Annotated in this window: 17 protein-coding genes and 1 tRNA gene; 11 read left to right on the top strand and 7 right to left on the bottom strand. The window is 67.9% G+C overall.

Annotated elements, in window-relative coordinates; genetic code table 11:
* The first annotated feature begins 71 nt into the window (after nt 1-71).
* Nucleotides 72-5,972: an Hpt domain-containing protein gene (locus tag BVH73_RS10740; RefSeq protein WP_245800319.1), complete on the top strand. Its 5,901-nt coding sequence runs from the start codon at nt 72-74 to the stop codon at nt 5,970-5,972.
* Between the two features lie 18 nt (nt 5,973-5,990).
* Here the strand turns inward: BVH73_RS10740 and BVH73_RS10735 are convergent, their stop codons facing one another.
* Complete coding sequence (locus BVH73_RS10735; RefSeq protein ID WP_154048539.1) at nt 5,991-7,487, bottom strand: cryptochrome/photolyase family protein; 1,497 nt, start codon at nt 7,485-7,487, stop codon at nt 5,991-5,993.
* Between the two features lie 80 nt (nt 7,488-7,567).
* Here BVH73_RS10735 and BVH73_RS10730 point away from each other — a divergent pair, with 80 nt between their 5' ends.
* The 7 genes from BVH73_RS10730 (at nt 7,568) to BVH73_RS10700 (ending at nt 12,322) form a co-directional block, all read left to right on the top strand.
* A complete protein-coding gene (locus BVH73_RS10730; RefSeq protein WP_079418534.1) occupies nt 7,568-8,140 on the top strand; it encodes a YqgE/AlgH family protein in 573 nt (190 codons plus the stop codon).
* A 4-nt stretch (nt 8,141-8,144) separates the two neighbouring features.
* A complete protein-coding gene (gene ruvX / locus BVH73_RS10725) occupies nt 8,145-8,546 on the top strand; it encodes a Holliday junction resolvase RuvX (RefSeq protein ID WP_179947946.1) in 402 nt (133 codons plus the stop codon).
* 2 nt (nt 8,547-8,548) lie between these two features.
* On the top strand, nt 8,549-9,091 hold the full coding sequence (gene pyrR / locus BVH73_RS10720; protein ID WP_079418530.1) for a bifunctional pyr operon transcriptional regulator/uracil phosphoribosyltransferase PyrR: 543 nt from the start codon (nt 8,549-8,551) through the stop codon (nt 9,089-9,091).
* A gap of 15 nt (nt 9,092-9,106) precedes the next feature.
* Nucleotides 9,107-10,075: an aspartate carbamoyltransferase catalytic subunit gene (locus BVH73_RS10715; RefSeq protein ID WP_079418528.1), complete on the top strand. Its 969-nt coding sequence runs from the start codon at nt 9,107-9,109 to the stop codon at nt 10,073-10,075.
* Nucleotides 10,072-11,376, top strand: coding sequence for a dihydroorotase (locus BVH73_RS10710; RefSeq protein WP_079418526.1), 1,305 nt, complete (start codon nt 10,072-10,074; stop codon nt 11,374-11,376). Before BVH73_RS10715 ends, BVH73_RS10710 begins: the two co-directional genes overlap by 4 nt.
* Nucleotides 11,373-12,215 (top strand): lysophospholipid acyltransferase family protein, encoded by an 843-nt coding sequence (locus BVH73_RS10705; protein WP_079418524.1) that lies wholly within the window; start codon nt 11,373-11,375, stop codon nt 12,213-12,215. Before BVH73_RS10710 ends, BVH73_RS10705 begins: the two co-directional genes overlap by 4 nt.
* Before the next feature lie 32 nt (nt 12,216-12,247).
* A tRNA-Arg gene (locus BVH73_RS10700) sits at nt 12,248-12,322 on the top strand.
* Nucleotides 12,323-12,328: 6 nt separating this feature from the next.
* Here the strand turns inward: BVH73_RS10700 and aroC are convergent.
* Nucleotides 12,329-13,426, bottom strand: a complete 1,098-nt coding sequence (gene aroC, locus BVH73_RS10695; protein WP_079418522.1) for a chorismate synthase — start codon at nt 13,424-13,426, stop codon at nt 12,329-12,331.
* A gap of 9 nt (nt 13,427-13,435) precedes the next feature.
* On the bottom strand, nt 13,436-14,914 hold the full coding sequence (gene mpl, locus BVH73_RS10690; protein WP_079418520.1) for a UDP-N-acetylmuramate:L-alanyl-gamma-D-glutamyl-meso-diaminopimelate ligase: 1,479 nt from the start codon (nt 14,912-14,914) through the stop codon (nt 13,436-13,438).
* 312 nt (nt 14,915-15,226) lie between these two features.
* Between mpl and BVH73_RS10685 the strand changes: the two genes are divergently transcribed.
* Nucleotides 15,227-15,901, top strand: a complete 675-nt coding sequence (locus tag BVH73_RS10685) for a Maf family protein (RefSeq protein ID WP_079418518.1) — start codon at nt 15,227-15,229, stop codon at nt 15,899-15,901.
* Nucleotides 15,898-17,400 carry a ribonuclease G gene (rng, locus tag BVH73_RS10680; RefSeq protein ID WP_079418516.1) on the top strand — a complete coding sequence of 501 codons (1,503 nt, stop codon included), beginning with the start codon at nt 15,898-15,900 and terminating at the stop codon, nt 17,398-17,400. Before BVH73_RS10685 ends, rng begins: the two co-directional genes overlap by 4 nt.
* 64 nt (nt 17,401-17,464) lie before the next feature.
* Here rng and BVH73_RS10675 read toward each other — a convergent pair whose 3' ends face one another.
* The 3 genes from BVH73_RS10675 to BVH73_RS10665 form a co-directional block, all read right to left on the bottom strand.
* Nucleotides 17,465-18,007, bottom strand: a complete 543-nt coding sequence (locus BVH73_RS10675; RefSeq protein ID WP_079418514.1) for an SCP2 sterol-binding domain-containing protein — start codon at nt 18,005-18,007, stop codon at nt 17,465-17,467.
* A gap of 92 nt (nt 18,008-18,099) precedes the next feature.
* Nucleotides 18,100-18,606 (bottom strand): hypothetical protein, encoded by a 507-nt coding sequence (locus BVH73_RS10670; RefSeq protein ID WP_079418512.1) that lies wholly within the window; start codon nt 18,604-18,606, stop codon nt 18,100-18,102.
* Between the two features lie 163 nt (nt 18,607-18,769).
* The gene (locus tag BVH73_RS10665; protein ID WP_079420537.1) at nt 18,770-20,794 is read right to left on the bottom strand and encodes a PhoX family protein; all 2,025 of its coding nucleotides are present in this window, start codon (nt 20,792-20,794) and stop codon (nt 18,770-18,772) included.
* A 170-nt stretch (nt 20,795-20,964) separates the two neighbouring features.
* Here BVH73_RS10665 and mltB point away from each other — a divergent pair, with 170 nt between their 5' ends.
* Complete coding sequence (mltB, locus tag BVH73_RS10660; protein WP_079418510.1) at nt 20,965-22,110, top strand: lytic murein transglycosylase B; 1,146 nt, start codon at nt 20,965-20,967, stop codon at nt 22,108-22,110.
* On the opposite strand, the gene BVH73_RS10655 is transcribed toward mltB, so the two are convergent.
* Nucleotides 22,101-24,908, bottom strand: a complete 2,808-nt coding sequence (locus BVH73_RS10655; protein ID WP_079418509.1) for an EAL domain-containing protein — start codon at nt 24,906-24,908, stop codon at nt 22,101-22,103. The two genes, mltB and BVH73_RS10655, sit on opposite strands and share 10 nt — an antisense overlap.
* Between the last annotated feature and the right edge of the window lie 124 nt (nt 24,909-25,032).

Here is a 25,032-nt window from a genome sequence, read left to right as displayed (position 1 = left end):
CCTCGTTTGCATCCCAACGTCCGCCCCTCGCGTTTTCCGGCATGAACACAGTCCCCGCTTCGAATACCGCCGTGGCATCCGCCCCTGAGACGGACATGGGGCCTCTGGCCTGGCTGCTCGATCAGATCAGCGACAACCTGCAATCGGCCCGCACCGCACTCAAACGCGCCGCGCAGCAGCAGGACGACGGCGTGCTCGGATCGGCCCAGGCCGAGAAGACGGGGCTGCGCACCGCGCGCACCCAGGTGCACCAGGCCGCGGGGGCCATCGAGCTGCTGGGTTTCTTCGGTGCGGCGAGGTTGATGCAGGCCGCCGAGAACGCGCTGGATCGCCTGATCGACCACCCGGAAAAGCTCGACGCCGCGGCGCTGCAGCGCTTTGACGCCGGCTTCAACGCCCTGGTCGACTTCCTTGAGGCGCAACGCGCCGGCAAGAACGAGCCCGCACTCAAGCTGTATCCGCAATACCGCGACCTGATGGAGCTGGCGCAGGCCGAACGCATCCATCCCGCCGATCTCTGGGACTACGACTGGACCTGGCCTGACGCCCCGTCCACCGCCCACGGTGCCGCGCTCAGTCCGGAAGACCGGGCCCAGTTCGAAATGGGCTTGCTGCACGTGCTGCGCGGCCAGCAGACGGCCCAGGCGATGCAGACCCTCGATGCCGTGGCGCAACGCGCCCAGGGCAGCAGCCAGGGGCCGACGGCCAGTCTGTGGTGGCTGGCACGCGGCCTGTTCGAGGCCATCGAACGGGGCCTGCTCACGCCCGATCTCGACATCAAGCGGCTGCTCAACCGGCTCAATCTGCAACTGCGCAGCCAGCTGCAGGGACAAAGCCCGGCGCCGCAGCGTTTGGGGCACGACCTGACCTTCTTCTGCGCCCAGGCCCTTCACGGCAGCGGCGACATCACGGCACAAACGCTGCCCGTGCTGCGGGTCATCGACAACCGGCTTCACCTCGCCGCCGCACCGTTTGCCGACTACCACCAGAGCCATTTCGGCCTGATCGATCCGGCGCTGGTGCAGCAGGTCAGAAAGCGCGTGCAGACCCTGCGCGATGCCTGGAGCGCCCTGGCCGGCCATGCCCAGACCCCTCTCGACACCACGCGCATCGGGCGCCTGACCGAGCTGGCGCAGGCGCTGAGCCAGCCTCTGCACACCCTGGCGCCGGGCAGCGAAGTGCTGCCGCAGGCGCTATCGGCCCTGTTCAAGAAAATCGGTGCCCAGGCCGACTTTCTCACCCCCGAACGTGCACTCGATGTCGCCACGGCCATCCTGTTCCTCGAAATCACCTTCGCCCATTTCCGTCCGGAAGAGCAGCGGTTTCTGGAGCGGTCGCAGATCCTCGCCCACCGCCTCGGCCAAAGCGCCGACGGCCTAACGCCCGACCCGCTTGCCGGCTGGATGGAAGACCTGTTCCGCCAGGCCTCCGAGACCCAGACCATGGGCAGCGTGGTGCAGGAGTTGCGCGCCGACATGAACACCGTCGAGAAGCTGCTCGACGCCTACTTCCGCGATCCCTCGCAGAAGCCCGACCTGGCGCAAGTGCCGCATCTGCTGGCCCAGATGCGCGGCGTGTTCTCCGTGCTCGGGCTGGATGTCGCCAGCCATGCCCTGAGCTATCTGCGCACCGAGATCGACAGTCTCGTGGCCGAAGACGCTCTGCCCGACAGCCGGCGCTTCGACGCCCTGGCCAGCAATATCGGCGTGCTCGGCTTCCTGGTGGACATGCTGTCCTATCAGCCCGAGCTGGCCAAAACCCTGTTCGTGTTCGACGACGACAAGAAAGAGCTGCGCGCCGTCGTGCCCTCCACCCGGCGCACCGCGCCGCCCACCCTGCAGCAGGACGTCGAACACGCGGCGCAGCAGCTCAAGGACGACATCGCCCAGGGCCTCTCTGCGGATGAAACCCAGCAGCGTCTGGCGCAGCTGCGCGCAGAAGCCGCGCTGGCCGGTGTGCCCGATATGCCCGCGCAACTGCTCCAGGCCGCCAGCCCCGAGCCGCAGCCACCGTCGCTCGAAGCCGACACCCTGCCGCCGATGTCGGGCGAGGCGATGGCCGAGCCCCTGTCGGCCGCCCCTGTCGAAACCGCCGCACCCGCTGCGCCCGCCCCTTCCGACGACGACGAGCAGCAGGAGCTGATCGACATCTTCCTGGAAGAAGCACGGGAAGTCATCGGCAACGGCCACGAACAGGTGCAGCAGTTGCATGCGCATCTCGAAGACGAAGGCGCGCTCGCCAGCCTGCGCCGCGCCTTCCACACCCTCAAGGGCAGCTCCCGCATGGTCGGATTGCGCGACTACGGCGAAGCGGCCTGGGCGCTCGAACAGGTGTTCAACCAGCAGATCGCCGACCAGCATCGGGCCTCGCCCGAGTTGCTCGTGCTCGCCGAACAGGCACTCACCCAACTCGGCCACTGGACCGAAGCGATCCAGCAAGGCAGCGCGGGGCCCTTCACCAGCGACGCATTGCGGCAAGCCGCCGACGCCTTCGCCGCGGGAGACGCGGTCGACATGCCGCAGACCGCGACGGCCGAGTTGCCTGCGCAAACGGCCGAGGCGCCAGCCGAAACGCCCTTCGGGCCCCTGCCCACCTTGTTCGATCTGCCGGTCGAGGCGCCCACAGCCGAGACGGCGCCCCACCCCGCAGAGGCCGGGCCGAATTTCACCGACCTGCCCGATCACCTCTTCCTGTCCTCCACCGGGCCGGAGGCCGCAACGCCTGGCGCATCCGAGGTGCCGCCGCCCAGCCAACTCGTCGACGACGAGCCGACGCTTCATCACGAGCCGACCGATTTCAACGCGCTGTTCGAAGGCATTGATCTCGAGCTCCCAGCCCCTGACTCCGAACTCGTGCCCCCGGCCGCAGCCTCCGCAGGGCCTGCCTCCGCGCCAGCGGACGCCGACCTGGCGGATGATCTGGCGCCCGACGAAACGGCCACGACCGAGGAAGACGAGCCCGGCTACCGGCAGATCGGCGATCTGCGCATCCCGACCCCGCTCTACAACATCTACCTCGCCGAAGCCGACGAGCTCTCGCGCCATCTGCACAGCGAGATCCACGCCTGGCTGACCGATCCTGCCCTGTCCCTGGGCGATGCCGCCGTCATCGCCGCACACAAGCTTGCCGGCAGCTCCGCCACCGTCGGCCTGCGCAGCGTGGCCGAGCTGGCGAGCCAGACCGAGCATGCGCTCGACGCCCTGCTCGACCAGCCCGCAGACACCGCCCGTCCCGCCGATCTCGACGCGCTGGCGCAGGCGAGCAGCGACATCAAGCAGTTGCTGCATCAGTTTGCTGCGGGCTTCCTCAAACCCGTGCAATCCGAGCTGTTGGCCCGGCTCGATGCCCTGCGCGAAGCCGCGCTGGCCCGCGGCAATCCATCCGCCGATGCGGCCGCTCCGGCGTCCACGATCCCCGAGCCGGACTTCGCTGCCGAGGCGGCGATCGCGCCGACACCCTTGACCACCGCCCCATCGTGGGAAGCCCCCCCAACCTGGACGCCCGAACCCATCGCGACCAGCGAGCCCGCGTCCCAGCCCGAAGCCGCGGCGCCCTCGTTCACCTCGGCGCCCGACCAGCTGATCGACAGCATCGACCCCGATCTCTTCCCGATCTTCGAGGAAGAGGCCAATGAGCTGCTGCCCGCCCTGGCCGCCAGCCTGCGGCAGTGGGAACAACACCCGATGGACCCCGCCCCCGCAGCGCAGGCCATGCGCGCCCTGCACACCCTCAAGGGCAGCGCTCGCATGGCGGGCGCCATGCAGCTGGGCGACCTGGCGCACAGCCTCGAATCGGACATCGACAGCCTCACGGCCAACGCCCCGGTGAGCGAGGCCGACCTGACCGAATTGCTGGGCCGGTTCGACCATCTCAACACCCGGTTCGACCGCCTCTGCGGCGCGGCGCAACGCGGCGAAAGCCAGCTCAGCGATGCCCCTGCGGCCAGCCAGTCCGAGGTGTTCACACCATCCTCCGGGGCCGAGGCTCCCGCCGCCGCGACGGCCATGCACGAGACCTCCCCGCCTGTCGCTGCCGAGCCGGCGGCCCGCGTCCTCGCACCGCGCATTGCCGCCCAGGCCGTGCGGGTGCGTGCAGGCCTGCTCGACCGCCTGGTCAACCAGGCCGGTGAAATCACCATCTCGCGGGCCCGGCTGGAAAACGAGATCGCCGCCATTCGCACCTCGGTGGGCGATCTGAGCGACAACCTCGAGCGCCTGCGCCAGCAGGTGCGCGAGATCGAAATTCAGGCCGAGGCGCAGATGACCGCGCAGGTCCAGGCCGCGCGCGACGAGAACCGCGACTTCGACCCCCTTGAGTTCGATCGTTTCACCCGCGCGCAGGAACTCACCCGCATGATGGCCGAGTCGGTCAACGACATCGCCATGGTGCAAGGCACCCTGGGCCGCCTGCTGCGCGAAGTCGACGACGACATGACCCGCCAGGCCCGTCAGACCCGCGAGCTGCAGCGCGATCTGCTGCGCACCCGCATGGTCGAGTTCGACAGCCTGTCCGAACGCCTGTACCGCACCGTGCGCCAGGCCGCCAAAGATCTGAACAAGGCCGTGCGCCTCGAAATCGTCGGCGGCACCATCGAGCTCGATCGCGGCGTGCTCGAACGGGTCTCAGGCAGCTTCGACCACTTGCTGCGCAACGCCGTGGCGCACGGCATCGAGACCGCCGAAGAGCGTCAGGCCGAGGGCAAGCCCCCGGTGGGCACGATCACCCTGACCCTGCGCCAGGATGGCAACGAGGTGGTCATCACCCTCGCCGACGACGGCCGCGGGCTGAACTACACCGCCATTCGCGCCAAGGCCGAACAACTCGGGCTCGTCGCGCCCGACCAGCCTTTCTCCGACGAGGATCTCGCCCAACTGGTGTTCCGCCCCCACTTCAGCAGCGCCGAGAGCACCACGGCCGTGGCCGGACGCGGCGTCGGGCTCGATGTGGTGCGCACCGAAGTCAACGCCCTCGGCGGCCGCGTACTGCTCGACAACCAGCCAGGCGCCGGGGCGCGCTTCACCCTGCTGCTGCCGCTGACCACGGCCATCACCCATGTGGTCTTGCTGCGCACGGGCTCCGCGCTGTATGCCGTGCCCGCCAATCTGGTGGACATCGTGCTGCGCTTCAAGCCCGAACAGATCGCCAGTGCCGCGCGCAGCCTGAGCATCGACTATGCCGACAGCACCCTGCCGTTCTACTGGCTGGGCGCGCTGCTCGGACAGTCGGGCGCCAGCGGCGAGCCCCTGGGCAAGAGCGTGCCGGTCGTGGTGATACGCAGTGCCACGCAGCGGGTCGCCATCCAGGTCGATGAAGTGGTGGGCAACCGCGAAGTGGTGGTGAAGAACCTCGGCCCGCAACTGGCGCGCGTGCCGGGTCTGGCCGGCATCTCGGTGCTGCCCAACGGCGACGCCGCGCTAATCTACAACCCGGTGGCCCTCGCCTCGGTGTATGGCGCCAGCGCCGCCGAGCAGATGCAGGCCGCGCTTCTTGCGCCGGCGTCGCGCACGGCCGCAAGCGAGCCCGTCCCCTCCATCTCGGACCAACGTGCCGGAACGCCCCCCGCGGCGGCAGCGCCGGGCGCTGCGCCCCTCATCATGGTGGTGGACGACTCCATCACCGTGCGCCGGGTGACCCAGCGCTTCCTGGCGCGCAACGGCTATCTCGTGCAGCTCGCCAAGGACGGCCTCGACGCGCTGGAACAGCTGCAGCAGACCACCTCCCTGCCCGACGTCATCCTGCTCGACATCGAGATGCCGCGCATGGACGGCTTCGACCTGACGCGCAATATCCGCGCCGATGCGCGGCTGCACAAGCTGCCCATCATCATGATCACCTCGCGCATCGCCGACAAGCACCGCAATTACGCCGCGCAGCTCGGGGTCAATCACTACCTGGGCAAGCCTTACTCCGAAACCGAACTGCTCGATCTGATCCAGACCTTCACCGCGTCCGGCGCTTCGTCGCAGACCTGAGAAGCACGGCACAGGGCCTCAGACCGCGCCCTTCACCACCGCGTAGCGCTCCAGCGTTTCGGCCAGCGCCAGATCGTGTCGCACGATGGGCGCGGGATACGTGACCCCCAGCCCGACCCCGGCGGCCTGCAGCAAGGCCCCCGGCACCTTCCACGGCGCATGAATGTCGCGGGCGGAAAGGGCGGCCAGCTCGGGGACGTAGCGGCGGATGAAATCGCCGTTGGCATCGAACTTCTCGCTTTGCGACACCGGGTTGAAGATGCGGAAATACGGCTGGGCGTCGCAGCCGCTGCTCGCGGCCCATTGCCAGCCGCCGTTGTTGGCCGCGAGGTCGAAGTCGTTGAGATGGTCGGCGAAGTAGCGCTCACCCCAGCGCCAGTCGATGCCCAGATCCTTGGTCAGAAAGCTCGCCACCACCATGCGCAGACGGTTGTGCATATAGCCGGTCTGGTTGATCTGGCGCATGGCCGCGTCCACCAGCGGATAGCCGGTGCGGCCCTCGCACCAGGCGACGAACTGCACCGGGTCGTTGCGCCACTGAATGCGGTCGTAAGCCGGCTTGAACGCCGCATTCACCCCATGCGGATGGTGAAACAGGATCTGAAAATAGAAATCGCGCCACACCAGCTCGGACAGCCAGACCCTCGCGCCCTCGCTGCCCGCCTGCTGCCGCGCCCACGCCATCGCCACCAGTTCGCGCACCGAGGCCGTGCCAAAGCGCAGGTGCACCGAGAGGTAGCTCGGCCCCTTGCGTGCCGGAAAATCGCGTGCCTGGTCGTAGTCGTCGATGCGCCGCTGAAAATCGTCGACCAGTTCCCGCGCGCCCGACGCGCCCAGCGGCAATTTCAGCGCGCGCAGATTCGACGGTGCAAAGCCCAGCTCGGATAGCGTGGGCAGCGGTTTCTGCAGCGCCCGCGACAGCGGGGCCAGACGCCCGGCCGTCAGCTCACCCTCCCAAGGATGCTGCGGCTGGGCGCCGTAACGCGCCAGCCAGGCGGTGCGATAGGGCGTAAAAACCGAATACGGCTTGCCCTGGGCGGTGAGCACCTCGTCGCGCTCGAAGATCATGTGTTCCTTGACCGTTTGCAGCGCGCGGCCGTCGCGCCGCAAAGCGTGTTCGACGGCCGCATCGCGTTCGAGCGCGTCGGGTTCATCGTCGCGGCCGCAGAACACCACCTGGGCGCCCAATGCGGCGGCCAGGGCCGGAATCGCCTCGCGCGCGCTGGCATGGCGCACGACCAGTGCCGCCCCGCGCTCACGCAATGCGGCGTCGATCTCCGTTATCGCCGCAAGAATGAATTCGACTCGCCGGTCGGCGTGCAACCCGCGCTGCAACAGCGGATCGAGGATGTCGCGATCAAACACGAACACCAACGCCACCTTGTCGCAGGCGCGCAGGGCAGCGTGCAGCGCCGCGTGGTCGTGAAGCCGCAGATCGCGCCGCAGCCAGACCAGGCCCAGAGGCAGGCGCGAATCGCGCGGCGAATCAGAGAAAAAGGGCGTGTCGGAAATCATCGGCATCCATTGCGTCGTACGGAAACACACCATAGCCCAGCCCCGGCAGCAGGGCGCGCCAGCGCGATAAACTCCAGCCCATGAACCCCCGACCCGACGCCTCCAATCTGAGCAACCAGTTCTTGATCGCCATGCCGGGCATGGCCGACGAGAACTTTGCCGGCACGGTGGTATTTGTCTGCGAGCACTCGGCCCGCGGGGCGCTGGGCCTGATCATCAACCGCCCCTCCGACATCACCGTCAAGGAATTGTTCGAGCGCGTGGGGCTGGACACCTCCGGTCTGCCCGCCACGCAGGCGGTGCTGCAGGGCGGCCCGGTCCAGACCGAACGCGGCTTCGTGCTGCACGAAGCCACCGAGACCCCCTTCGCCTCCAGCCTCGACATTCCCGGCGGGCTGCAGATGACCACGTCCAAAGACGTGCTCGAACACATGGCCGCAGGCACCGGCCCGTCCCGCAGTCTCATCGCCCTAGGCTATTCCGGCTGGAACGCCGGGCAACTCGAAGAGGAACTCGGGCAGAACGGCTGGCTCACCGTGGAGGCCGACCCCTCCGTGCTGTTCGACACCCCGGTGGAGGCGCGCTTCAACGCCGCCATGGCGCTGCTGGGCTTCAACCCCGCCATGCTGTCCCAGACCGCGGGACATGCCTGAGGCCATGAAGCTGGCCACGGAGCGCGACCTCACCGTACTGGGCTTCGACTGGGGAAAGAAACGCATCGGCACCGCCGTGGGCAACAGCATCACCCGCAGCGCCACCGCGCTTCGCACCTTGCGCGCCGATCGCAACGACCTCAAGTTCGACGCCATCGCCGCGCTGATCCGGGAGTGGCAGCCGCAGCAACTCGTCGTCGGCCTGCCCTTGCACCCCGACGGCGCCGCGCACGACAATACCGCCCACGCCCAGCGCTTCGCGCGCCAGCTCGAAGGCCGCTTCGGGCTGCCGGTGACGCTGGTGGATGAACGCTACACCTCGGTCGCCGCCGAAGACGGGGGCGCCGACGACGTGGACAGCGCCGCCGCCCAGCTCATCGTCGAACAATACCTGCAGCAACGCTGACCATGCCTTCCGCTCCCGCTTCCCCGACAGCCCTCCCGCCCGATGCCGAGGCGCTCTACGCCGGGCTGCTCGCCCAGGTTCGCAGCACGGTGGCGGCGCGGGCCGAGCCGCCCTTGCTCATCGGCATCTATTCCGGCGGCGCCTGGCTGGCGCAGCGCCTGCACGCCGACCTGCAACTGACCCAGCCTTACGGCGTGGTCTCGTCGACCTTTCACCGCGACGACTTCGCCACCCGCGGCCTGCACCCGAGTGCCAACCGCACCGCCTTGCCGGTGCCCATCGCCGACCGCGCCGTACTGCTGATCGACGATGTGCTGCACACCGGCCGCACCACCCGCGCGGCCATCAACGAGCTGTTCGACTTCGGCCGTCCGGCGCGCATCGACCTGGCGGTGCTGGTCGACCGCGGCGGCCGCGAGCTGCCCATCTGCCCGCAGATCGCCGCCAGCACGCTCACCCTGCCCGACACGGTTTCTCTGGCGCTGCTGCGCGATGAAGACGTGATCGAGGGCATCCGCTTTCGCTTCGACCTCGTGAGCCCATAAACCGAGCTGGTGAACATGACCCGCGCCCACAACCCCCAACTCAACAAGCACGGCGAGCTGCGCCACCTGCTCACCCCCGAAGGCCTGCCGCGCGACGTGCTCACGCACATCCTCGACACCGCGCAGGGCTTCGTGAGCTTCGGCAGCCGCGAAGTGAAAAAGGTGCCGCTGCTGCGCGGCAAGAGCGTGTTCAACCTGTTCTTCGAGAACAGCACGCGCACCCGCACCACCTTCGAGATCGCGGCGCAACGTCTGTCGGCCGATGTGTTCAATCTCGACATCCAGCGATCAAGTACTTCCAAGGGCGAGTCGCTGCTCGACACCATCGCCAACCTCGAGGCGATGGATGCCGATGTGTTCGTGGTCCGCCACGCCGACAGCGGCGCGCCCTTTCTCATCGCCCAACACACGCCGCCGCATGTGCACATCGTCAACGCCGGCGATGGCCGCCATGCCCACCCCACCCAGGGTCTGCTGGACATGTACACCATCCGTCATTTCAAGGGCGACTTCAGCAACCTGACGGTGGCCATCGTCGGCGACATCGTGCATTCGCGCGTGGCGCGCTCAGCCATCCACGCGCTCACCACGCTGGGCGCCGCCGAGGTGCGCGCCGTCGGCCCCAAAACCCTGGCGCCCGACAATCTGCGCGACATGGGTGTGCGGGTCTGCCACGACATGGCCGAGGGCATCCGCGGCGCCGACGTCATCATGATGCTGCGGCTGCAGAACGAGCGCATGTCGGGCGCTTTGCTGCCGTCGGCGCATGAATTCAACATGACCTACGGCCTCACCTCCGAACGCCTGGCGCTGGCCAAGCCCGATGTCATCGTCATGCACCCCGGACCGATCAATCGCGGTGTCGAGATCGACAGCGCAGTGGCCGATGGCCCGCGCAGCGTCATCCTCGATCAGGTGCGCTTCGGCATCGCCGTGCGCATGGCGGTACTGTCCATCGTCGCCTCCACGGAAAGCCCCGCATGAGCACCACGCAACTTCTGATCCGCGGCGGCCGCCTCATCGACCCTATGCGCGGACTCGATGCCGAGGGCGATGTCGCCATCGCCGGCGAGCGCATCGTCGCCGTCGGCCGACCCCCCGAAGGCTTCGCCCCCGACCAGACGCTCGATGCGCGCGGCCTCATCGTCCTGCCCGGCCTCATCGACCTCTGCGCCCGCCTGGGCGAGCCCGGCTACGAGCACGAGGGCATGCTGGAAACCGAACTCAACGCGGCGCTGGCCGGCGGCGTCACCCGCGTGGTCTGCTCGCCCGACACCGATCCCGTGCTCGACGAACCCAGCCTGGTGGAAATGCTGCGCTGGCGCGCCCGCCGCCTCAAGCGTGCCCGCGTCTATCCGCTGGGCGCGCTGACCAAGGCGCTCAAGGGCGAACGGCTGAGCGAAATGGCCGAACTGACCCGGGCAAGCTGCATCGGCTTCTCCCAGGCCGATCGTCCCGTGACCGACACCAAGGTGCTCTACAGCGCCATGCAATACGCCAGCACCTTCGGCTACAAGGTCTGGCTGCGCGCGCAAGACGCCTCGCTCAGCCGCGGCGGCATCGCCGCCAGCGGCGCCTATGCCCAGCGCCTGGGCCTGAGCGGCGTGCCCGCCATGGCCGAAACCGTGGCCCTGCACACCCTGTTCGAACTCATGCGCGGCACCGGCTGCGCCGTGCATGTGAGCAAACTCTCCAGCGCAGCCGGGGTGGCGCTGGTACGGCAGGCCAAGGCCGAAGGGCTGCCGCTCACCTGCGACGTGTCGATCAACAACCTGATGCTCACCGACCTGGACATCGGCTACTTCGACGCCCGCGCCCGGCTCGACCCGCCACTGCGCCAGCAGCGCGACCGCGACGCCCTGCGCGCGGCCCTGGCCGACGGCACCATCGACGCCCTGTGCTCCGACCACACCCCCATCAGCGCCGACGACAAAACCCAGACCTTCGCCGACGCCGCGCCCGGCGCCACCGGGCTGGAGCTGCTGCTGTCCACCGCGCTGCAGTTCGCCGCCGACACCCGCCTTCCGCTGGTCCAGGCCCTCGGCTGCGTCGGTCATCGTGCCGCCCAGGCCGCCGGCCTGCCGCCCGCCACGCTGGAAGTCGGCGCCGCCGCGGAGTGCATCCTCGTCGATCCGCAGGCCCGCTGGCACGCCACGCCCGACGCGCTGCACAGCCAGAGCCGCCACACCCCCCTGGCCGAACAGGAGCTGCCCGGCCGCGTGCGGCACGCCGTGATCGACGGCCGCGTGGTGTGGAGCGCCCAGCCCGTCGCAAGCCCTGCATGAACACCGCGCCGGATCGCGCCGCCGCGTCAGCGGCCCTGCCGGCCGAACTGCCCGCTTCGGTTACGGCGCCCAGGCTGCGCCGCGTCAGCGCGCCGGTGCGCTTCGCTACACGGCTGACCCGGCTCAGCGCGCATGCGGTTCGCGGCCAGCGCATCATTCAAAACCGGTTTCCCGAACTGTCCGACACCGAGAAGCGCCAGCACATCCGCGACTGGTCGGCGCAGCTGCTGCATCTCAGCGGGCTCGCATTGCAGGTCAACGGCACACCGCTGCAGACGCCCAGCCTCGTGGCGGCCAACCACGTATCGTGGATCGACATCTTCGCCATCAACGCCGTCCAGCCCGTGCGCTTCGTCTCCAAGGCCGAGGCGGCGCAGTGGCCCCTCATCGGCCCCCTGGTACGCGGCGTGGGCACCCTGCTGATCGAGCGCGAGCGGGCCCAAGACGTCGTGCGCGTCATCCACCAAATGGCGCAATGTCTGCAGCAAGGCCACCACGTCGGCGTGTTCCCGGAAGGCACCACCAGCTACGGCCACGACCTGCTGCCCTTCCATGCCAATCTGTTCCAGGCCGCCTGCGTGGCCGATTGCCCGGCTGCGGTGCAGCCCGTGGTGCTGTTCTATGCCGACCAGCGCAGCGGCCGCTTCAGCCGCGCCGCCTCGTACGTCGGCGACGAAACCATGGTCGGCAGCCTGTGGCGCATGAGTGCCGCCGCGCCCCTGCGCGTCGAGGTTGACTACCTCGCCCCGCTGCGCGCCCCCACCCGCCGCGCCCTCACCCAACAAACCCGCGACGCGATCGCCGAGCACCTCCACCAGCGCCTGCGCGACAGCCGCTGATCCTGCGCGAGCCCCTACAATCCCGCGCTCACCTCGCCGTAGTTCAATGGATAGAACGGCCGCCTCCTAAGCGGCAAATACAGGTTCGATTCCTGTCGGCGGGACCAATCCCTTCAGCGCCGTCCCGCGATCGGCGGCACGTCGAACTGCACGTCGCCGCACTGCCCGCGGTGGCGCAGGGCGTGGTCGATGAGGATGATGGCCACCAGCGCTTCGGCGATGGGCGCGGCGCGGATGCCCACGCAGGGGTCGTGCCGACCATGGGTTTCCACCGTGGTGGGCGCGTTGTGCATGTCCACCGATTGCCGCGGCAGGCGGATGCTCGATGTGGGTTTGATGGCCATCGACGCCACCACGTCCTGCCCGGTGCTGATGCCGCCGAGCACGCCGCCGGCGTTGTTGGAGGTGAAGCCCTGCGGGGTGAGCTCATCGCCATGCTGCGTGCCCTTCTGCGCCACGCTGGCGAAGCCCGCGCCGATCTCCACGCCCTTGACTGCGTTCAGCCCCATCAGCGCGTGGGCGATGTCGGCGTCGAGCTTGTCGTACAGGGGCTCGCCCCAGCCTGCGGGCACGCCGCTGGCCGCAACCATGATGCGCGCGCCGACCGAATCGCCCGATCTGCGCAGCGCGTCCATATACGCCTCAAGCTCGGGCACGAGGTCGGCGTTGGGCGAGAAGAACGGGTTCTGATGCACCACATCCCAGGTCTGGAACGGGATGGGCACTTCGCCGAGCTGGGTCATGCAGGCGCGCACGGCCACGCCGTGATGCGCGGCCAGCCACTTCTTGGCCACCGCACCGGCGGCGACGATGGGCGCGGTCAGCCGTGCGGATGAACGGCCACCGCCGCGCGGATCGCGCAGGCCGTACTTGCGCCAGTAGGTGTAGTCGGCGTGACCGGGGCGGAAGGTGTTGAGGATGTTGCCGTAGTCTTTGCTGCGCTGGTCGGTGTTGCGGATGAGCAGGGCAATGGGCGTGCCGGTGGTCTTGCCCTCGAACACGCCGGAGAGAATTTCCACCTGATCGGCTTCCTGCCGCTGCGTCACATGGCGGCTGGTGCCGGGGCGGCGGCGGTCGAGATCGGGCTGGATGTCGGCTTCGCACAGGTCCATGCCGGGCGGGCAGCCGTCGATGACGCAACCGATGGCCGGGCCGTGAGATTCGCCAAAGGTGGTGACTGCAAACAGCAGGCCGAGAGTGTTGCCGGACATGGATGACTTTCAGGATTGAGGAGTGGTCGTAACGCCTGGTGCGCGTGCGGCGAGCGTCTGCAGCAGCTTGTCGTGCACGCCGCCGAAGCCGCCGTTGCTCATCACCAGCACACGGTCACCGGGCCGCGCCGCCGCCGCGACGGCGGCCACCAGCGCCCCCAGATCGTCGAACGCCCGCGCCTTCGCGCCCAGCGGCTGCAACACTTCGGCGAGATTCCAGCCCAGGCCGCCGGCATAGCCAAAGCTTAGGTCGGCGCCCGACAGGGCATCGGGCAGAAGCGCCTTCATGGCGCCGAGTTTCATGGTGTTGGAACGCGGCTCGAACACGGCCAGGATGCGGCCTGAAGCAGCCTGGGAATCGGCCTGCATCTGCTGGCGCAGGCCGGCAAGGGTAGTGGCGATCGCGGTGGGGTGATGGGCGAAGTCGTCGATGACCTGCACGCCGCCGGCCGTACCGCGCAGTTCCATGCGGCGCTTCACGCCCTGAAAGCTGCACAGCGCGGCGCAGGCCTCGTCGGCGAACACCCCGGCATGCCGGGCCGCGGCGATGGCGGCCAGGGCATTGCTGCGGTTGTGCGCGCCGGTCTGCCCCCAGCGCACCTCGCCCATGCGCTGGCCGCGCAGCCGCACCTCGAACTGCTGTTCGCCGCCTTGTGCCGACCAACCCTGCTCGCCATCATCGAAGCGCGCGACCTCGCTCCAACAGCCGCGCGCCAGCACACGGGCCAGCGCTTCCGACGGCGCGTTGACCACGAGCTGACCGCTGCGCGGCACGGTACGCACCAGATGATGAAACTGGGTTTCGATGGCCGCGAGGTCGGGGAAGATGTCGGCGTGGTCGAACTCCAGGTTGTTGAGCACGGCCGTGCGCGGGCGGTAATGCACGAACTTGGAGCGCTTGTCGAAAAACGCGGTGTCGTACTCGTCGGCTTCAATGACGAAAAAACCTCCCCCTCCCGGCCTCCCCCACGTTGTGGAGGAGGTGAGATCGCCCCCTCCCCACGCGTGGGGAGGGTTGGGGTGGGGAGTCTTGTCGCCCCCCAGCCGCGCTGACTGGCCGAAATCCAGCGGCACGCCGCCGATGAGAAAACCGGGATTCAGCCCCGCGACATCGAGAATGTGCGCCAGCATCGACGTGGTGGTCGTCTTGCCGTGCGTGCCGGCGACGGCCAGGGTCCAACGGCCCTGCAGCACATACTCGGCCAACCACTGCGGCCCACTGACATAAGGCAGCCCGGCATCGAGAATCGCCTCCATCAAAGGATTGCCGCGCGACACCACATTGCCGATCACCCACAGATCGGGTTTGAGCGCGAGCTGATCGGCGCCATAGCCCTCGACCAGATCGATGCCCAACTGTTGCAACTGCGTGCTCATGGGCGGATAGACCTGCGCGTCGCAGCCGGTCACCCGGTGCCCGGACTCCTTCGCCAGTGCCGCCACGCCGCCCATGAACGTGCCGCAAATGCCAAGAATATGAATATGCATGGCGGGAGATTCTATTGATCCGGCCTTGGGAAAGATGAACGGATCATGGACCGCGCCATGCAAGGGTCTCCCCCTCCCAACCTCCCCCACGCTGTGGGGGAGGAGAGAACTGCGCTGCGCGCGATCTGCGTAAGCCCTCCCAACCTCCCCCACGTCGTGGGGGAGGCGTGTTCCCTCCCTCTCCACTTGTGGGGAGGGCCGGGGTGGGGCGCCGGTTCAAATGTCAACGTGCCGGATCAGGAGCCGACGCCGCAAACCTCGCGCAACCGCGTTTGCACGGACAATAGCTGCTCCACCCTTACCCGACCTCGCATGCCTACCGACCCGAGCGGCACGCCCGCCGTCACCCTCTACCTGGCCTCCGCCAGCCCGCGGCGCCAGGATTTGCTGCGACAGGTCGGCGTGCCCTTCGCCTTGCTCGCGCCGCAGCCCGAAGAAGACAGCGAAGCGCTGGAAGCCGCGCTGCCTGGCGAGATGGCCGCCGACTATGTGCAGCGCGTGACCCGGCTCAAGCTGGAGGCGGCGCGCGAACGGCTGACCCGGCGCCATCCCGACCAGGCCGCCGCGTCGGCCTTGCTGCTGTGCGCCGACACCACCGTGACGCTGGACGGCCGCATCTACGGCAAGCCGCAGGACGCGACTGATGCTGCGCGCATCCTGCGCACCCTTTCCGGTGCGACGCACGAAGTGCTCACCGCGGTCTGCGTGCAACGCGGCGCAGTGCGCCACGCGGCACTGCAAACCTCGCAGGTGCGCTTCGCGCCCTTGAGCGACCAGGACATCGCCGCTTACATCGCCACCGGCGAACCCTTCGGCAAAGCCGGTGCCTATGCCATGCAGGGCCTCGGCGCGGCCTTCGTCGAGCAGATCAGCGGCAGCGCCAGCGGCATCATCGGCCTGCCGCTGTTCGAGACGCTGAGGCTGTTGCGCGCCGCGGGCTGGCCGGGCGCCCCCCATTCCCAAGAAGTCAAGACCTCGTCGCCATGAACCCCACGCCCGAAGACATTCTCATCAACATCACCCCGCAGGAAACCCGGGTCGCCCTGGTCGCCCACGCCGCCGTGCAGGAGCTGCACATCGAGCGCAGCCTGGAGCGCGGGCTGGTGGGCAACGTCTATCTCGGCAAGGTCGTTCGGGTGCTGCCCGGCATGCAGTCGGCCTTCATCGAGATCGGACTGGAGCGCACCGCCTTTCTCCACGTGGCCGATCTGTGGCAGCGGCAGTCGGTCCCCGTGAACACCGACGCCGCCGCCGATGCCCCCGCCCCGCCCGTGCAGCCCATCGAGAAACTGCTCTACGAAGGTCAGACCCTGATGGTGCAGGTGCTCAAGGACCCGATCAACACCAAGGGCGCGCGACTCACCACCCAGATCAGCCTGGCCGGTCGCATGCTCGTGCACCTGCCGCAAGACGACCACATCGGCATTTCGCAGAAGATCGACGGTGCCGAATCACGCGCCGCGCTGCGCGAACGCATGAGCGCGCTGCTGGCGGCAGAGGCCGGCGGCTCACAAGGTTTCATCGTGCGCACCAATGCCGAGGACGCGAGCGACGCCGAGCTGGCCGAAGACATCGCCTATCTGCGCAAGACCTGGCTTGCCATCCAGCAGCGCGCCCACGACGCCAGCCCCAGCACCCTCGTCTACCAGGAGCTGAGCCTGGCGCAGCGCGTGCTGCGCGATCTGGTGAGCGATGCCACGCGCAGCGTCCAGATCGACTCGCGCGAAAACTTCGAGCTGCTGCAGGCCTTCGCGGCCGAGTACATGCCCCGGGTGAGCAACCGCCTGCAGCTCTACCGCGGCGAACGCCCCCTGTTCGAGACCGCCAACGTGGACGAAGAGATCGAGCGCGCGCTGGGTCGGCGGGTCGACCTCAAGTCGGGCGGCTACCTCATCATCGACCAGACCGAGGCCATGACCACCATCGACGTCAACACCGGCGGTTTCGTGGGCGCCCGCAACTTTGACGACACCATCTACCGCACCAATCTGGAAGCCACGCAGGCCATCGCCCGGCAACTGCGGCTGCGCAATCTGGGCGGCATCATCATCATCGACTTCATCGACATGCACAACGTCCAGCACCGTGCCGCCGTGCTCGACGAACTGCGCAAATCGCTCGCCCGAGACAAGGTGAAAGTCACCGTCAGCGGCTTCTCGCAACTGGGGCTGGTCGAACTCACGCGCAAACGCACCCGCGACTCGCTGGCGCACATGCTGCTCGAAGCCTGCCCCACCTGCAGCGGCCTCGGGCAGGTGAAGACGGCGCGCACGGTGTGCTACGAGATCCTGCGCGAGATCCTGCGCGAGGCCAAGCAGTTCAACCCGCGCGAATTCCGCATCGTCGGCGCCGCCGACGTGATCGACCTGTTCCTCGAAGAAGAAAGCCAGCACCTGGCGTCGCTGTCGGACTTCATCGGCAAGCCCGTCTCGCTGCAGGTCGAACCCGCGTTCTCGCAGCAACAGTACGACATTGTGCTGACTTGATGCGCCCATGAAAAACGGCGTGCTTGAGCACGCCGTCGTCCTTGCAGCCTGGCTGCCTGCCGATTTACTTCGGGCAAGTCGCGGTGGTGCTGGGCACCTTGCCGACCAGCAGCAGGAAGGCGCTGAACGGGTCCATCGCGCGCATGGCGACCATCTTGGGGCCCTGGAACTCCAGCCGACCGAACATCATGGCCTTCATCGGACCGTATTCGCCCTTGCCCATTTCCTCCCACTGCTTGGTGTTGGCATGCATGAGGAAATCGACATCGAAATTGGGCTTGAGGGTGGGTGCGCCGCCGGAGACGCACATGGCTTTGTCGTTCTGCAGCTGCAACTTGAGTTCAACCACCGTGTCCTTGCCGCAATCGGTGCGGTACATCTCCACCAGTTTGTAGCCGCGGCCCTTGTCGTCGTGCATGAACTCGCCCTTCAGACCGTTGGTCAGCTCGGGGGTGTTGTTCCATGCGGTGCAGGCTTCGCTGGCCCATTGGGGCGACATCAGCACCGGGGCATCGGCCCAGGCGTTGGCGGCCACCGCCGACAGGGCCAGACCAGCGGCCAGCCCGAGGGCTTGCAGGGTGCGGCGGGGGTTGAACATTGTTTTCATAGGGTGTTGTCTCCAAGTGGGTTGAAACGCTCGCGCAGAGGTGGTGATGGAGCCCGGCCATGGCGCGACGACACGGCGAAAGGCGTTTTGGTCTAGCGCGGCAGCAGCTCCTGCGCACGCTGGGCAAAGGCGGTGGCCTGCTTTTCGTCGATGAACAGGCGGATGAACTTGACGCAGGCCTGCACGGCGGCGGCACGGCCTTCGGGCGTATCGGGGTGCTGCTCGATCTTCTGCACCAGCCGGGGGGCCTGCGCCCCGAACTGTTCTTCCACCAGGGCGATGAGCAGGGCGTGCGGACTGGCGGCGGCCGTAGCCGCTGCGGCGCTCGTGGTCGCAGCGGCGGCCGGGCCGGGGGCCTGCCCGGCTGCACCGACCGCGCCACGGGCGAGATAGCCCTCGTCGATGAGGCCGCGCAAGGCCTGCAGGCAGCGCTTGGGATCAGTACCCGCCTTGAGCAGCTCTCGAACAGGCCGGTGGCCGTCGGCCAGGATGAGCAGGTTGCGCTGTCCGGGCAGCAGGCCGTGGGCGCGGGTGGCAAGCTCGTCGCGGCCCTTGGGCGTCTTCTCGAAAATCCAGTCCAGCGGCAATTCAGCAGACATCCACCTCGGGTTCGCGTTGACCACGAACCTGCCTCCAATATTTTTTGCCCGCGTCGCGTCGCACGGTAGTGGGTGGAGTATGCCGATTTGTCAGGGCCTTGGCACCCGGATAAACCAGCAGAAAAAGCCCGCGCGAGGCGGGCTTGCTTGGTCACCGCGCGATTCAGGCCTTGGCGGTGGGCGGCAGGCCGGTGATGTAGCCCACGGCGGCACCGTAGCCACCCTCGTAGCTGGCGTTGATCAGCGGCTCCAGGGTGCTGAACACCTTGGCGTGCAGGCCGGTGGTGTCCGTCACGCCGTTGGACGTAACGGTCTTGATCTCCCAGTCGCCGGGGTGCTGGAAGTTGCTCATCACATACATCCAGCCGTTCACGTCGTCCACGCCCTGCAGCCCTGTGCTTTCCGCGCCCGAGGGCGTGGAGAGGATGCGGCTGAGCGCTTTCGTGTCGACGTTGTAGGCCCAGAGAAAGTTGTTGACGTGCATGCCGCTGTCTTCGCCGATAAACAGGGTGCGCAGCTTTTCCGAGAACTTGATGTTGTCGGGATTGGCGATTTTGTTCGGGTTGGCGAGGTTGCCCAGGGCATCGGGCGTGGCAAGGTCTTCCCCCACCAGCGCGGCAGGTGCGGCCATGTCCACGGGCACCCAGTCGCTGTTCATCGCCGTGCCGCCAGCATCGGCCTGGCCGCCCTTGAGGTTGAGCGCATACACCGCCCCCGCCTTCGGCCCGGCGACCTTGAAGCCGGGGATGCTGCCGTCGGTCATCGAGGCCTGGATGTAGGACATCGCCGAGTAGGCGACCTTGTCCTTGGCATTCACCGTGGTGCCTTCCATTTTGGTGAAGGCCATGGTGCCGCCCATCAGACCCGCGTAGCGGTGGGTTTCGAGGAAGGCGGCGGCTTTTTCCTGGCCGGGTACGAGCTTGATCCAGTTTTTCTTGCCGCCCAGCCAGACCTGGGTGTAGCCGGTAGCGGGCGGGGTGGCGAGCGCGGGGTCGGCGGTCTTCACGTCCATGATGCTGGGGGCGCCGCCGTTCTGCGCCGCGGCCTGGGCCAGGACCAGCACCTCGTCGCTGGTGGCGTGACCCAGGTTGATCCACTTCAGGGTGAAGGTGCCGGTGCCCTGCCCCGCCGGGCTGGTCTGCGTGGCCTGGGCGACATAAAGCGTGCCGGCCGACAGATCGGCGGCCTTGTCGGCGATGAAGAGGAACAGGCCGCCGTTGGTGGCGTCGTCGCCCATCAGACAGGTGCGCTGGTCGGGCATGACCTGGATGAGCTCATGCGAGATGCGGCCCAGGCCGTAGTGCTTGACCACCGTGGCCGTGCCGTCGGGGTTGACGGTGACTTCGGGCATGTGGCCGTAGAGGTAGGGGTTGGCTTTTTGCGGGTCGTTGAGCGCGTTGGAGTCGCCGTACAGATTGGTGATGTAGGCCTGGAACTGGGTGTTCTTGGCGATGGCCGCAGCATCCGGCTCGTATTCCTCGCTGCTGAGATGCGTGCCCCAGGGCGTGAGGCTGGCGCCGCAGGTGATCCACAAGCCGTTGGCAGGCTTGGTGGGCACGTTGAAAGACTTCACCAGGCTGAGCTTGCCGGTGGCCGGGTCCTGGTCGAGGGTGAGCACGGCGATGGGCGACGGCAGGGTGCCGTAGGCCGAGACGCCGGCCTGGTCCAGGCTGGTGTATTCGAACTGCACCACGGCGAACACGGTGTTGCCCTTCACGTCGGCCACCTTGGCGTTCGGCACGGTCAGCAGCGAGGTGCCGTCGGGGGCGTCGGAGAAGAACTGGCGCTCCTTGCCCGCCACGGAGGTGTCCATGATGGGATTGCCGTTGATGTCGAAGTAACCTCCGGCGATCAGGCTGCCGCCGTTGCCGTCGGGCACCGACTGGCCGGTGATGAAGAAGGCCTGGTAGCCCAGCGGATAAGTCTGGCTGCTGCCATCGCTATACGCCACCTTGAGGGCCGAGGCCACGCTGGTGGTCGCCATGGTCGTGGGCGCGCTGAGGTCGGGCGCAGCCATGGCGCTGAACGCGGTGGCCGTCGGGGAGGCCGCATTCGCGGTGCCGCCGCCACCGCCACAGGCGGCGAGCAGGACTGAGCCTCCCAGCCCAGCGCTCAGGGGAATCAGGGGAACGCCTCCGAACAGTTTCAGGGCCTGGCGTCGCGAAGGATTGGCGGGGATTGGGGGCATCTCGAACTCCATCAGGGAAAGTCATTCATGCAACTCGTTACCAAACAGGACGAAACGTTACATGCGGAATGTGACAACAGCTTGAAGCACAGACCCTGCTGCGGTCCCCCCCGGCGCGCCAGCCCGCCAACGTGCGAAGATGTTGCGTTGCCGCCTGCCCGCCGAAGTGAATGATGCCCAAAATATTCGTCCCAGCCGCCCCCCATCCCCGCAACCCCGGGCGCCGCCTTTGCCTGCAGGCTGGCGCGGGCCTGGCGCTGAGCGCATTGCTGCCCGAGGCCGCGCGCGCGCAGACCTTGCCATCGGCCTCGGCGCCGCCGCTGGCCCAGGCCTCGGCTCCCGCGGCCGCCTTGGGTGACTGGAGCGCCAGCGGCGTGCAGGCCCTGGCTGCGCGCATCGTCGAGCGCAACGACCTCCCCGAAGCCTTGATAACGCGGCTCATCGCCAAGGCCCAATACAGCGCCACGGTGGCGCGGCTCATCCTCCCCGGCCCGCCCGGCAAAAAGAGCTGGAAGATCTATCGCAGCCGCTTTCTCGACAGTCTTCGCATCGGCGCAGGCAGCGACTTCATGCAGGAATTCGGCGTGTGGTTCCAACGGGCGCAGGAACGCTACGGGGTGCCGCCGCACATCGTCGCGGGCATTCTGGGGGTGGAGACGATCTATGGCCGCAACATGGGCAACTTCCGCGTGGTCGATGCGCTCTCGACCCTGGCGCTGCGCTACCCCGCGCAGGCCCCGCGCGACCGCAGTGCCTATTTCGGCGTGCAACTCGGCGACTTCTTCCAATGGTGCGCCCAGGACGCGCGCGACCCCCTGAAAGTGCGCGGCTCCTACGCCGGCGCCATCGGCATGCCGCAGTTCATGCCCGAGAGCATCCTGCGCTACGCGGTGGATTTCGACCAGGGCGGCGGCATCGATCTGATCAACGACCCGGCGGACGCCATCGGCTCGGTGGCCAGCTATCTGGCGGCCAAGGGCTGGGTACGCGGGCAGCCCGCGCATTTCCCGCTGCAGTTGCCGCCCGATCTGCCGCAGGCCACGCTCGACACCCTGCTCGGCCCGGACATCACCCCGACCTTCACCGCCGATCAGCTGGCGGCGATGGGGCTGCCCCTGCTGCCCCAGGCCCGCGCCTATGCGGGCAAGCTGGCCGTGGTGCAGCTGCCCAATGCCGGATCAGATCCGGACTATGTGCTGGGCACCGACAATTTTTACGTCATCACCCGCTACAACCAATCGGCCTTTTACGCGCTGGCGGTCATCGAGCTCGGCGAGGTGGTGGCGGCCGCGGCGGCGGCTGCGGCTCAGTCCTGAGAGGGAGTGACCCTCTCCGGCGTGGCACTGAGCTGGCGGATGCCATCGAGCACGATGATGCTGAGCTCGGCCACATCCTGACCGAAGCGGCGGGCGGCGGCCAGATCGCCCAGGTCCAGCGCCATCTTGGCCTGCCGGGCCAGTTCGTGGATCTCGGCATGCTGTTCGATCAGAAGCCCATAGCGCGGATCGCGCCCGTAGTACAGACGGCCCTGGCCATTGAGCCAGAGGCCCAGGTGACACTGGTTCTCGGCCTGCGCTTCGAGCACATGATCGGGAAAGGGCACTTCGCCGCGCACGGCCTGTTGCAGGCGCTCGACCCGGCGCCGCTGCGCGACCTCCACCTCATGCGGAAACTCAGAGGCGCGCAGATCGGCCGCGGGCCGCACCCAGGTCTGCACCCAGGTGGCCACGGCCTCGGCCGGCAAGGGCCGGGCGATGGCATAGCCCTGCGCCAGGGTGCAGTTCATCGCCGCCAGCACCGAGAGATGCTCCAGCGTCTCGGCGCCTTCGCCGATGACCTCCAGGCCCAGCAGATTGGCGGCGGTGACCACGGCCGACACGATGGCGAAATCCTTCGGATCGTTGACCATGTCGCGCACGAAGGACTGGTCGATCTTGATCGACTGCGCGGGCAACTGCTGCAGGTAGGTGAGCGAGGCCGAGCCGGTGCCAAAATCGTCGAGCGCCACGCCCAGGCCCAGGTCCTGGCATTCCTGCAGCACCTGGCGGGCCTGCTCCAGATTGCGCAGCGGAGCCGATTCGGTGATTTCGAGGACGAGCCCGCTGGCGGGAAAGCCAGGGTGGTTGCGCAGCGCCTGATGAAGATCGTCCATGAACTCCGGCGCCAGCAGATGCTCGGCGCTGATGTTCACGGCGATATGCAGATCCAGCCCCTCGGCGCGCCAGAGCGCGCCCTGGGTCAGCGCCTGATCGAGCACGAAGCGGCCGATGGCGCGGGCCAGCCGACCATGGTCGAGCACGCTGGCGAAATCGGAAGCCACCTGCTCTTCGGCCTGCTCGCTCTGCAGACGCAGCAAGGCTTCCACCCCCACCACGGCGGGCCGGGTGGGATCGCCGCCTATGGCCACGATGGGCTGGTAGCGCAGCGACAGCCGCCCCTGCTGCAGCGCAGCCTCCACGCTCTCGACCAGATGTTTCTGGCGCTGCGCCTCGCGCTCGAAATCGGCCTTGAACCGCAGGTATCGATCCCGTCCGGCCGACTTGGCCGCGTAGAGCGCGAGATCGGCGCGGCGCAACAGGGTTTCGGCGTCCCCGCCGTCCTCCGGGTAAAGGGCGCAGCCCAGGCTGACCGAAATCGACGCCTGCCGCCCTACCCCAAGATCGAAGGGCTGACGCAGGACGGCGAGGATGCGCTGGGCCGCTGCCTCCGCGGCAGCCTCGCCGCCAAAACCTTCCGTCAGCAGCACCGCGAATTCATCGCCGCCCATCCGGGCCATGATTTCGCCCTCGCGCAGAATGGCCTGCAGGCGCTGTGCCGTCTCGCGCAGCAAGGTGTCTCCTGCCGAATGCCCATAGGCATCGTTGACCTGCTTGAAGCCATCGAGATCGAGCAGCAGAAGCCCGAACTGGCCCTGATGCGTCCACGCCGTTTCGAGGGCCACTTCCAGCCGCTCGCGCAGCAGGGTGCGATTGCCCACCGCCGTCAGCGGATCCGTGATCGCCAGGGTGCGCAGCCGCTGCTGCTGGGCCAGCGCCTGGGTCTGCTCGCGCACGATCTGGCCATTGGCATAGCGATAGAGCACGGTGAGCAGAAGCAGCAGGAAGACCAGACCCACCATCGGCGGCCAGATGGTGTGCAGATACTGCGTCCACAGCAGGCTGCTCGGCACGGACACAGCCACCGCCAGTTCGGGGTGAGTCTGCAGACGCTGCCAGCTGCCCATGCGCATCAGGCCGTCGGCGGCGACCCAGCCGTCGTAATGGGCGCTGGTGGCGGCCGGATGATCGATCAGCGATTGGGCGAACACGCCCTGCTGCGGGCTGGCGTAGAACGCCTTGCTCTTCGGTGCAGGCCAGCGTGCCAGCACATAGCCGTCGTTGCGCGCCAGCACGGCGGCAATGCCCTTGTAGGGCAGCGCGGTGTTGGCCAGGCTCTGCTGCAGGAAGGTCTGGGTGCTGACGGCGGCGATGACGTAGAAGGCCGGATGCGATTGGCCGGCCGGAATTTCGCGCACCAGAGGAATCACCCATTCGCCCAGCAAAGGGCCGATCAACGGCCGGCCGATGATCAGGCCGTTTTTCAACGGCAGGGCCCGCAGCCGGACGAGTGCCTCCATCAGGTCGGGGTAGTGCCGAAGATCGGGCAGATTGTCCGACCGCAGCGAGGTGCCCAGAAGTCGGCCATCCATCGACACCACATTGACCGACAGGGCGCCGGGCAGCAAGGCCTGACGCCGCTCCAGCAGGATCTGCAAGACCTCCGGGTGCTGCAGCAGATCGGCCTTGTCCTCCAGATCGGAGCCCGTAGCTTCGAGTACGGAGGAATAGCCCTGGAAATACGACTGCGTGGCACTCACCAGAAAGCTGGAGCTGGTGTCGAGCGAGCCGAACAGAATCTGGCGCTGGTCGCGCCAGGTGGTCGCGGCATAGAGCAGCGCGAGCACGAGGCAGGCCACAAACAGGCCCCAATAGGTGCGGCGGATCCAGCGCTGCGCGATCGGCGCGGGCGCCAGTCCGTGGTCACGGGGTGAGAACAGGGGCAGCTCGGCCTGCGGCTCCATCCCGTAGGTCAGAGTATCGGGTGCGGTGCCGTGGGCGATCGGCTCGGAAGTCATGCAGGGGGAAGGGACGAATGGATGCTGGCGCGCAAGGGCAAAGATGTATCTTTGCCGACCGGTCGCACTTTACAGTGCGCGGTCCGCGAATCACAACGCCCTGTTCCCGGAGGCTCCGCGAGAT

It is taken from the genome of Thiomonas intermedia, assembly GCF_002028405.1.
GTDB lineage: Bacteria > Pseudomonadota > Gammaproteobacteria > Burkholderiales > Burkholderiaceae_C > Thiomonas > Thiomonas intermedia.
The sequence above is the reverse complement of the archived record's forward strand: the minus strand, read 5'-3'. Positions and strand labels throughout refer to the sequence as shown.

Excerpts from the sequence above, each read along its gene's own strand:
- BVH73_RS10735 (WP_154048539.1), bottom strand. The coding sequence starts at position 7,487 with ATGATTTCCGACACGCCCTTTTTCTCTGATTCGCCGCGCGATTCGCGC.
- BVH73_RS10730 (WP_079418534.1), top strand. The coding sequence starts at position 7,568 with ATGAACCCCCGACCCGACGCCTCCAATCTGAGCAACCAGTTCTTGATC.
- ruvX (WP_179947946.1), top strand. The coding sequence starts at position 8,145 with ATGAAGCTGGCCACGGAGCGCGACCTCACCGTACTGGGCTTCGACTGG.
- pyrR (WP_079418530.1), top strand. The coding sequence starts at position 8,549 with ATGCCTTCCGCTCCCGCTTCCCCGACAGCCCTCCCGCCCGATGCCGAG.
- BVH73_RS10715 (WP_079418528.1), top strand. The coding sequence starts at position 9,107 with ATGACCCGCGCCCACAACCCCCAACTCAACAAGCACGGCGAGCTGCGC.
- BVH73_RS10710 (WP_079418526.1), top strand. The coding sequence starts at position 10,072 with ATGAGCACCACGCAACTTCTGATCCGCGGCGGCCGCCTCATCGACCCT.
- BVH73_RS10705 (WP_079418524.1), top strand. The coding sequence starts at position 11,373 with ATGAACACCGCGCCGGATCGCGCCGCCGCGTCAGCGGCCCTGCCGGCC.
- aroC (WP_079418522.1), bottom strand. The coding sequence starts at position 13,426 with ATGTCCGGCAACACTCTCGGCCTGCTGTTTGCAGTCACCACCTTTGGC.
- mpl (WP_079418520.1), bottom strand. The coding sequence starts at position 14,914 with ATGCATATTCATATTCTTGGCATTTGCGGCACGTTCATGGGCGGCGTG.
- BVH73_RS10685 (WP_079418518.1), top strand. The coding sequence starts at position 15,227 with ATGCCTACCGACCCGAGCGGCACGCCCGCCGTCACCCTCTACCTGGCC.
- rng (WP_079418516.1), top strand. The coding sequence starts at position 15,898 with ATGAACCCCACGCCCGAAGACATTCTCATCAACATCACCCCGCAGGAA.
- BVH73_RS10675 (WP_079418514.1), bottom strand. The coding sequence starts at position 18,007 with ATGAAAACAATGTTCAACCCCCGCCGCACCCTGCAAGCCCTCGGGCTG.
- BVH73_RS10670 (WP_079418512.1), bottom strand. The coding sequence starts at position 18,606 with ATGTCTGCTGAATTGCCGCTGGACTGGATTTTCGAGAAGACGCCCAAG.
- BVH73_RS10665 (WP_079420537.1), bottom strand. The coding sequence starts at position 20,794 with ATGCCCCCAATCCCCGCCAATCCTTCGCGACGCCAGGCCCTGAAACTG.
- mltB (WP_079418510.1), top strand. The coding sequence starts at position 20,965 with ATGATGCCCAAAATATTCGTCCCAGCCGCCCCCCATCCCCGCAACCCC.
- BVH73_RS10655 (WP_079418509.1), bottom strand. The coding sequence starts at position 24,908 with ATGACTTCCGAGCCGATCGCCCACGGCACCGCACCCGATACTCTGACC.